We start from the raw sequence: 1,226 nt of genomic DNA, 5'->3' as shown, positions 1-1,226 counted from the left end.
GGGCTCAAAAAGTGGTGCAATAGTTTGTGCTAAGGCTTGTTGCAACACACGTTCTGTAGTGGTGGGAACACCCAATAATCGAGTTTTCCCATTTCCTTTCGGAATTTCAATACCTAAAATGGGTTGTACTTGATAGTTGCCTTGTTTGATTGCTTCAATCAGTTGTAGTTTCTTTTCAGAAAACACCTTGCGGAGCTCTCTTATAGAAACACCATCAACACCCGCACTACCTTTATTGGCAATCACGTGTTCCAATGCTCTTTGAAGATTAAACGGATGTACTACTCTTGTTATCATTTTAGTTGTTTTTAACCTGTTTTCGTTAAGTAGGGCTACTATGTGTTCCGTTACCTATTGAAAACCTCTTTACGTTCAGTCCTTCCTTGTTTGTGAGACCTATGCGGTATCTATTCGCACCTCGTTTGCCCTCAAGTACTATGACCTCTGCTGACTTCTTGGATTGATTAACTCGTAATCGCCAAGACCTCCCCTGGTAAATGCTTTTTCCTTCCGTCTATCGCCGGTACATCTACATAACAATAATCTGATTTAATAGCATGTTCAGAACACTGTTTTGGACTTCGTATTGCTGTGGATACTCATCCTTATTGTTATGCCTCTTATGTACTTTCTGTTCGTCGGTACAGACTTTTGCAGTTCTGCTTCCTTCAGTGCATACCTCACGATAAACCACCTTGCAGCTTGCTAACGATTCGGGGTTTCAATCCGCTCGTAAGGGACTTGCACCCTCTGGAAAAATAACACCCCGAAAACTTGGTTCGTAAAACTAAATTTGTATTTTTGAACTATTTGAAAAGCTTTCGGGGTGTGTCCTGCATATGCAGGGCACACACATATGGTAGCCGATAATTGCCGGCTTTCGTGCCAACTTGATACTTTGGTGCTTTTAACGAACCGAAGTGCTAAATTGATACGAAAGTGCTGTAAATCCGGCAACTACGGCTACCATTTTTCGTTATGCGGCAGCTTAAAAGACGACACCAAACCAGAAAAATCATCTTGACAACCACCCGACTTTGAACTACGAAGGATGAAATTTTTCAGGGACAACTTCCAGCATTTCCAAAAAACAGTTTACCCATTGACTTGGAGACAAACAAACAATTTGAGCATTAAGGTTTAAACCGAATTTTTCCGAAATTGACCTGACCTGACTTTTCCTGAAAATCGACTTTAAAGCTGTTTTTACAGATAAATCAGGTTTC

Annotated in this window: 1 protein-coding gene and 1 pseudogene; both read right to left on the bottom strand. The window is 40.9% G+C overall.

Translation table 11 applies throughout. From position 1 onward, the window contains the following. Positions 1-297 (bottom strand): annotated as a pseudogene (locus WKT20_RS18030) (group II intron reverse transcriptase/maturase); the annotation flags it as partial. 745 nt (positions 298-1,042) lie between these two features. Further along, a partial coding sequence (locus tag WKT20_RS18025) for an rRNA adenine N-6-methyltransferase family protein (protein WP_340417864.1) occupies positions 1,043-1,226 on the bottom strand: 184 nt, incomplete at its 5' end.

The organism is Phocaeicola sp. ICN-14070, assembly GCF_037892625.1.
GTDB classification, from domain to species: domain Bacteria; phylum Bacteroidota; class Bacteroidia; order Bacteroidales; family Bacteroidaceae; genus Phocaeicola; species Phocaeicola plebeius.
Note: the sequence above shows the minus strand (reverse complement) of the source record. Positions and strands in the feature narration are given on the sequence as shown.